7 protein-coding genes are annotated in these 8,275 nt (G+C 33.9%); all 7 read left to right on the top strand.

The window, feature by feature from the left end; translation table 11 throughout:
- Positions 1-428 precede the first annotated feature (428 nt).
- The 7 genes from F6K13_RS08355 to F6K13_RS08385 all read left to right on the top strand — a co-directional run bounded on the left by F6K13_RS08355 (position 429) and on the right by F6K13_RS08385 (position 8,065).
- A complete protein-coding gene (locus F6K13_RS08355; protein ID WP_124143613.1) occupies positions 429-869 on the top strand; it encodes a pentapeptide repeat-containing protein in 441 nt (146 codons plus the stop codon).
- A 100-nt stretch (positions 870-969) separates the two neighbouring features.
- Complete coding sequence (locus F6K13_RS08360) at positions 970-2,913, top strand: CHASE2 domain-containing protein (protein WP_124143612.1); 1,944 nt, start codon at positions 970-972, stop codon at positions 2,911-2,913.
- A gap of 542 nt (positions 2,914-3,455) precedes the next feature.
- The gene (locus tag F6K13_RS08365; RefSeq protein ID WP_124143611.1) at positions 3,456-4,259 is read left to right on the top strand and encodes a DUF928 domain-containing protein; all 804 of its coding nucleotides are present in this window, start codon (positions 3,456-3,458) and stop codon (positions 4,257-4,259) included.
- Positions 4,260-4,791: 532 nt separating this feature from the next.
- Positions 4,792-5,517 carry a TVP38/TMEM64 family protein gene (locus tag F6K13_RS08370; protein WP_124143610.1) on the top strand — a complete coding sequence of 242 codons (726 nt, stop codon included), beginning with the start codon at positions 4,792-4,794 and terminating at the stop codon, positions 5,515-5,517.
- A 75-nt stretch (positions 5,518-5,592) separates the two neighbouring features.
- A complete protein-coding gene (locus F6K13_RS08375; protein WP_275670294.1) occupies positions 5,593-5,727 on the top strand; it encodes a hypothetical protein in 135 nt (44 codons plus the stop codon).
- Positions 5,728-6,184: 457 nt separating this feature from the next.
- On the top strand, positions 6,185-6,892 hold the full coding sequence (locus F6K13_RS08380) for an HAD family phosphatase (protein ID WP_124143609.1): 708 nt from the start codon (positions 6,185-6,187) through the stop codon (positions 6,890-6,892).
- Positions 6,893-7,828: 936 nt separating this feature from the next.
- On the top strand, positions 7,829-8,065 hold the full coding sequence (locus F6K13_RS08385; RefSeq protein WP_124143608.1) for a hypothetical protein: 237 nt from the start codon (positions 7,829-7,831) through the stop codon (positions 8,063-8,065).
- Positions 8,066-8,275: the final 210 nt, after the last annotated feature.

An 8,275-nucleotide genomic window follows, 5' to 3' on the forward strand; every position in this document is an offset into this window, starting at 1 on the left:
GCTTAGATATTTGTAGTACTAAATTTGATTTACTTAAGATTGTTGATGAAAGGAGGAAGTAGAGCAAAATCATCAATTTTTTTTCATGTATGATACTTAGTATGAATCATGGGAAACAAGGAAAAAAGAGAAGACAAAATGAGGATTGGATAGAATTTTTTGGATTTTTAATTAAGCGGTGATGATATTAGTATTACAAATATCTAAGCTGATATAATATGACTCCAGTTTTTATAAAAATCAACATTATAGATAATACATATAAAATAATACCCTCTAAATTAATCCTCAACAGATAGGTGCTTTAACTAATCTCATAATTTAACTAACATCATATCTTAATAAGCAGTCGTAAAAATATTTAATCCACTCTATAGCACTATAGTTTATAAAATAGATATCTAGACTATATTTTATTATTCCAAATAATGACTAACCAACAAATAGAACGAAACATTAGACTGTTGCTCGAAACTCGCGAATGTCCAAACTGTTACCTAGAAGGAGCCAGACTTGGAGGTGTAAATTTAGGAGGAGCTAATCTTGGAGAAGCAAAATTACCAGTAGCTAACCTCGCAGGAGCAAAGTTAGGAGGAGCTAACCTGGGAGGAGCTAACCTGGGAGGAGCTTACTTAGGAGGAGCTTATCTGGGAGGAGCTAACTTAGGTGGAGCTTACTTGGAAGGTGCAAATTTAGAAGGAGCTTATCTATCAGGAGCTAACTTAGGAGGAGCTTATTTGGAAGGTGCAAATTTAGCAGGAGCAAATCTAGAAGGAGCAAATTTAGGGGGAGCAAACCTCGAAGGAGCTAGTATAGAAGGGGCGCTCCTCAGCGGTGCAATTATGCCAGATGGCGGAAGACATGAGTAAGTGCAATTAGGTGAAGTTGAGTAATTCCCATGCTTTTTTCTGTTTAAGTTGACCAAGAGTGTGGAGAATACTTGCTTCATCCTAATTAGATTCAGGATGAATGGCCATCAAAATTATGCATCCTATACATTTTGTTAAGTGGATAGATAAAAAAGTCCATTCTTACGGAATACCAATATCAGCAATTTTAGTTTCTGGTGGAGCAATTCTGAGTTTATTATTTTTCAGGTACTTAGGAGTATTACAGCGACTAGAGCTATTTGTATTTGATGGGATGGTGCGTCTGGGGCCTGATGAAATCTCTGACCCCAGATTATTAGTAGTAGAGCTTACTGAAGAAGATATACAGTATTTAAGACAGTGGCCAATATCCGACAAAAATTTAGCAGATGTTTTAGCCTCTCTACAAGAGCATCAACCCTCAGTAATAGGTGTAGATTTATACCGAGATTTCCCTAAATATCCCGGTTATACACAATTAGTAGAACAACTACAGAAACCGAATGTTTTTGGTATTACTTTTATTGGCAATCAATTTGTGAGTACAACACCGCCACCTCCTAGTATTCCAAAGGAAAGAATTGGCTTTAATAATATTCCTCTAGACCCAGATGGTGTAGTGCGTCGCTATTCATTATTTATTAATAATGATCAAGAAACAATGGTGGCGTTTGGCTTACATTTAGCTCTCGCTTATCTCCAAGAATACAAAATATCCCCTCAGATAACTGAAAATAACGAATATCAATTAGGTGACGCAATATTTAAAAAATTACAACCAAACTCTGGAGGATATCAACAAATTGATGCTCAGGGATATCCAATTTTAATTAATTATCGTAATTCTCAATCTATAGCTCCAAAAATCACAATCAAAGATGTTTTATTAGGTAACTTTGACCCTGAATTAGTTAAAAACAAAATTGTCATAATTGGTAATACAGCTTCTAGTAGCAACGACTTTTTTCTTACTCCTTACAGTTTTGCTCAGTTAAACTTGTTAAAGTCAAAGATGTCAGGAGTAGAGACTCATGCTCAAGCTACTAGTCAAATTATTAGTGCAGTTCTTGACGATCAAAAGCTATTTTGGTACTGGGATGAATCAACGGAAATACTATGGATTTTCAGTTGGTCAATAGTCAGTGGTAGTATTGCTTGGCATATCAGACGACCTTTTATTTTGTTGCTAATTAATGTTCTAGCTTTAGGAGCTTTAATAGCTATTAGTTATGGCATTTTTATCAAGATGGGATGGATACCTGTAGCAGCACCAATATTAGGAATAATCATGACAACTGGGGTAGTAATAGTCTACAAAATTCAGGCATCATGGCAACAACAAAATATGGTGATGAAATTATTAGGTCAACAAACTTCTCCAGAGATTGCTCAAGCTCTTTGGCAAGAACGTTCATATCTGATTAATAGTGGAATTTTGCCTCCAAAAACAGTTACAGCAACAATTTTATTTACTGACCTAAAAAACTTTAGCACTATCTCTGAAAAAAAAACTTCAGAAGCTTTAATGAATTGGTTGAATGAATATCTGAGTGCCATGACAGATATTGTCATAAATCATCACGGAATAGTCAACAAATTTACTGGAGATGGAGTTATGGCAGTATTTGGAATACCAGTACCTCGTACCAGTGTTGAAGAGATTGCTATAGATGCCCAAAATGCAGTTAATTGTGCTTTAGCAATGGGTCAACATCTATCACAATTAAATCAAAAATGGCAACAACAAAATTCTTCTGAATTAAAAATGCGTATAGGGATTTATACAGGAACTGTTACAGTTGGTAGTTTAGGTGGAAAAAATCGCTTAGAATATGGAGTAATTGGCGATGGTGTTAATATTGCTTCTCGCTTAGAAAGTTTTGATAAAGAACGTCATCCAGGAATTTGTCGAGTTTTGATTGCTCAAGAAACTTTGGAATATTTAGATAGAAAATTTTCAGTAGAAGCTTGGGGTAATTTAAATTTAAAAGGAAAAAAAATACCAGTAAATGTATATTTAGTTACTGGGAAAAACTATTTTTAAATTAACCATAAACAACAAATAATTTTCAATTTTGACTCCTCATCAATGTTGCTATTTTTCTACAGCCACAAAAAAATATTAAACTATTTTTTCACACATTAGTGCAGGATGGTGGAAATAACTAATACCATTTCTCAAAAACTTTTCTACATTTTCTTTGGCTGGGGAGTAGGGGAGTAGGGGCACCTGGGAAGTATGCGCGGTCGTTAACATCCGTACAGGACGTTGTATGCAACATCCTTACAGAGAAGTAAACATAAGAATAATTAACATTAACTTGACTCAAATTAGTAAAAAGGTGATTCGGCCTGTGTTAATTACTTAATAACTGAACTTTACCTAAGTATAGCGAGTATAGCATTAATGCATGGGAATTCGTATAACCACTTAAAATCAGCTTAAAAAGCTGATTGTACAAGCTTTCTTACCTTCTTCTTCCTGCTTTATTCCTTCTTCAACTAGCTAGTTACACAATTCATAAATGGATAAACTATAATAGTAATAAGTAATTAAAACAGTTACCCAAAAAAGGAATTTAGAATATGTATCTACAAAATTTCCGTTTTTCTATTACTCTCAAAACTATGATTTTGACATTAGTTTTAGGATTATTTACTACTTCTTTTCCCAACAGTACATCAGCAAACTCTACTCATTCTGCTAGTTCAACTAATAGGAAAGCAAATACTACTCTAGGTATTTCTCAAAATACCTTAGCAAATATTGTTCCTAGAGTCGAAGGTGGTTCAACAGGTACTTATGGTGGAGGATCGCGAGGAGCAAATAATTGTATAGATGAAGGTCAAAAACCTCTAACTCCTCTAATTCCCAAGATAAATCAAAAACAAGAATTAACCCTAGTAACCTTAGCCTCACATCCAACAATTTATATGTATGTGCCAGAAAATACAGCTATAGCTGGAGAATTTATCTTGAAAGACTCTAGTCAAAAAATAGTTTATGAAAAGCTACTACCAGTGTCAAATAGTCAGGGCATTATACGTATTAAAATTCCCAACAATCAACCAGAATTAAAAGTAGGAGAAAATTATCAATGGACATTCTCTTTGAGCTGCGAAGGAAGTGGTTCTGGAACTATTGTTCAAAGCTCAATTAAAAGAGTTAATCCCAATCCAAATTTGACAACAGAAATACAGCAAAAATCAGAGAGAGACCGCTGGTTAATTTATTCGGACGCAGGTATATGGCACGAAAAACTGGATGCCTTAGCAGAAAAAATTAGTTTGAATCCGAACGATAACAAACTTAAATCAGAATGGCAAAATCTACTTAATTCAGTAGGTTTAAATGATGTAGCTACAGAGCCATTAACTTCAACTAATTAGCAAGTTAATTTGAAGACTCGAATTAGTCATATCACCTACACTACTTAACAAATAAGGTATGGAGAAAAATAACTATTTTAGAATGACTATAAAAATGTAGCAATCCTATTTCAGTTGCGGGTAAAAATATCTTTTAATTTAGGGAACACCGGAGCTGGGAATAGAGGTAAAAGTTTCAGAGTTTTTATATATCCTTAGATTGTTTACAAATGATTTCTAATTGCTATATTTGTTAGAAAAGTAGGCATAACATCTAAACTTGAATTAAATCCTCTTTCTAGGAATCATTCAATTTTAAATGTTTACCAAACATCTCTATTGATAAAGCAACTCAGTCAAAAATGAGTATCAGAGATATCTAAGAAATCGTCAAAAAAATTATCCCAAAATACCCCATAGTCAGAATCAATGTTACATGAAAATTAGATAAAAATCTGATAAGACTACGATGAAAATAAAGGTTTTTACCTCTATATACGAGTATCATATACATTAATACTAAGATTATTGTAAATGTCGTATATACTAATAGATGAATAACCTAGAACAAGAAACAGAAAAAAAGTCAAAATCAAACAAACTACTCAAACCACTCTTAATCGTTTTTGTAGTCGCAACTCTCCTAGTTATTGCTCATAAATTTAACGCTCAACAACTCTTGATAAATGCCCTAGATTGGATAAAAACTCTTGGCCCTTGGGGTCCCATAGCTTTTATCATTATTTATATTCTGGCCACAGTTTTCTTCCTTCCAGGCTCACTACTAACTCTAGGTGCAGGTCTGTTATTTGGCCCTATTTTCGGTTCCATCTACGTTTCTGTTGCTTCAACTATAGGTGCAACTTGTGCCTTCTTAGTTGGTCGCTATCTAGCGCGAGGTTGGGTTTCTAAACAAATAGAAGGAAATGAAAACTTTAAGGCCATTGATGAAGCAGTAGCTGACGAAGGATGGAAAATTGTTGGACTAACTCGCTTATCTCCTATTTTTCCTTTTAACCTACTAAACTATGCTTTTGGAGTAACTCAAGTATCTTTACGAGACTATTTTTTCGCTTCTTGGATTGGGATGATGCCAGGAACAGTAATGTATGTATATCTTGGTTCCCTAGCTGGCAGTTTGGCAACTTTGGGCACAGAAGGAGGGACGCGTACCACAGCAGAATGGATTCTTTATGGAATAGGTCTAATAGCTACAGTTGCTGTAACCGTTTATGTGACAAAAATTGCTAGAAAAGCTCTACAGAAGAAAATTTCCTAATTTTTTGCTCCATAGTGCAAGCAAGAAAAACTCACCTTATACTGACATTTAGGAAATTAAGACAGGAAAAATTTGATGGCCGTTAAGAAAAATACAAAATACGAAAAATTTCTAGCGCCATTGGTCAGCAACTTTTTAATTTACCAAGAAGCTATGGAACTATTCCGCAATAGTATGATGTTGGGAGGGATAAAGCGATCGCCTCACTGAATAATTGATAATTTTAGGTTTGAAGTCTCTCTTTAATTAAGGAGGAAAATAATTAATATTCTTTTTTAGTCAATCCTCTTCTTAAACTGATAACTGAAATGACCTTAATGCTAAAACAGCTATTTATACAACCAGAGGTTATTGGGTCAACTTATAACCTGAGATACTTTTTTTCTTATTGATACTAAATCCGGTTTTCATAAATGTCTTATTTTTATACCGTAACTGCTTGATATAAAAATATTTATCAATATTGAAAAGTTGGTTTTTGCCACCTTATTTAGTATTATATAGTCATTTAAATTTAGATTGAGATAGGGTTTCTTGCCTTGAAAGACTTTCAGTATAAAAACTGTTTCATTCTTATTTTAAATTACTATAATTTTAGACCACTAAAAATATGAGTTCTGAATTTTTTTTTGATTATAATTAGTTGAAATATAAATGGCTATAATTTATGACTATCAAAGCTATTTTGTTCGATTTTAATGGTGTAATTATTAATGATGAATTTCTCCATGAAAAATTAATAGAACAAGTATTAATTGATGAAAATTTGCTACTTAGACCAGGAGAATACAACCAATTCTGTTTAGGAAGAAGCGATCGTGCTTGTTTAGAAGGAATACTTACGGAAAGAGGTAGATATATTAATGAAGGGTATTTAGACCAGTTAATTAAACGTAAAGCTCTAGCTTATCAACAACAATTAGAAAGTCTTGAAGAGTTACCAATTTATTCAGATACGATAGATTTTATTTCTCAGGTCGCTCAAGCTAATCTGAAAATGGCTGTAGTTAGTGGCGCTCTTCGATCCGAAGTAGAATTAGTCTTAAATAAAGCTAATTTAATTGATTTTTTTAAGACAATTATTGCTGGAGATGATGTAGAAGCTAGTAAGCCAAAACCCGATGCTTATTTGTTGGCAGTAAATATTCTAAATCAACAATATCCAGACATGAATCTACAGCCTTCAGAATGTTTAGCAATAGAAGATACTTTTGCCGGAATTGAAGCAGCTAAACTCGCAGGAATGTCTGTAGTTGGTGTCGCTCATACTTATCCTTTTCATATGCTCCAGCGTTTGGCCAACTGGTGTGTAGATTATCTATCAGACCTTGAATTGGACAGAATACAAAAAGTTGATCAACAAATTAATTCTTAGATATTTGTATATTAGACATCTGGGAAAAAGAATAGACTTTTTGCACAAGTAGGGAACAGGTAACAGGGAACAGCGGTGCGACCCCGCGACGACGTTAGTTTTAGCTCCTCTGGAAAAGGCTAGCCACAAGTGGTCAGACCCCGCCTCGGCGACAGACGCAAGGGAATGCTGACCAACAGAGGTAATAGGGAAGAAAATTTCTGAAAAAAGACACAAAAAATGATCAATAGACATCTCCGAAAAAGATATAGATTTTTTGCAGGAGTAGGCAACAGCTCCGAAAGGCAACAGGCAACAGGTAAGATGTTTTTACGCGCGAAGGCACGAAAAAAGATTTTTTAGGGTGAATTTTTCGTATCCTTAGTCTGCTCTAATTAAAAGATTTATTTTCTGGATATCTCTAATATGTATAATTTCCACTCCTATGTCTATTAGATATTTGTATAGAAGAATACTGTTTTTTATACAAAAGAAAGTATCATTTACCTCACAAATATGTACATCAACCTGCAACAGATTAGGTGATTAATGTGGTAGCACTGACGGGGTAAATATTTTTTTTGTTTGTTCCCTATCCTGCCTCCCCATCTCCTCTACTCCCTACTCCCTAAAACCATCAATATATGTACTTAATCAACTTGGAAACTGCTTTAACTTTAATTTTCGTTCCGATAAAATACCCATGAAACCTTTTGAGTCCCATCAAAAATAAGTAAAGAACAACATCGGTTTGTAAAGATATTGGTAATAATTGTAACTTATTGTGTTTAACTGCTTCTGATATTAGTAGATTTCAGTTACTATTAACTAAATATAAAAGAATAGTTAAGAAAGCATAAGATTGGGAATATATATGCTTTGGGTTACGTCCTGGTTACTAACTAGCCTGTACCAATCTGCCAAAAAGATGATTATTTATACTTATATGGAGGTTCTATGACTCCCACAATGTTGCGTCAGCTTTGGTCTTTAATCGAGAACTCCCAAGCTACAACCTTAATATCCCTAGATGATGCTACCCTAGTTCAGTGGTTAATCAAACAGTTGAAAACTAGAAATTCCCTAAATGGCAGGGAAGCAGATTTAATTAACGAATATATCCAGTCTCGGCTGTCTTTAATTAGAGATTTAGCTGAAGAACGTTTGGGTAGCGAACCTTCACCATCGGTATAGTAAAAGTTCTACAGAAATATAGTCCTATATATTCAAATAATGTCAAATATAAGTAGAAACTATTTAAATAAATATAGCTAAGAAAGAATTGGTTAAGACATAAACTAATGACAAATCTTAGATTAGAAAATGTTTTTCCAACTTTTGCCTATTGCCTATTCCCTGTTCCCTGTTCCCTGCTAAATGTGGAAAGTATTTACTTGAAATCCT

Source organism: Okeania sp. SIO2B9, from assembly GCF_010672505.1.
Classification (GTDB): domain Bacteria; phylum Cyanobacteriota; class Cyanobacteriia; order Cyanobacteriales; family Microcoleaceae; genus Okeania; species Okeania hirsuta.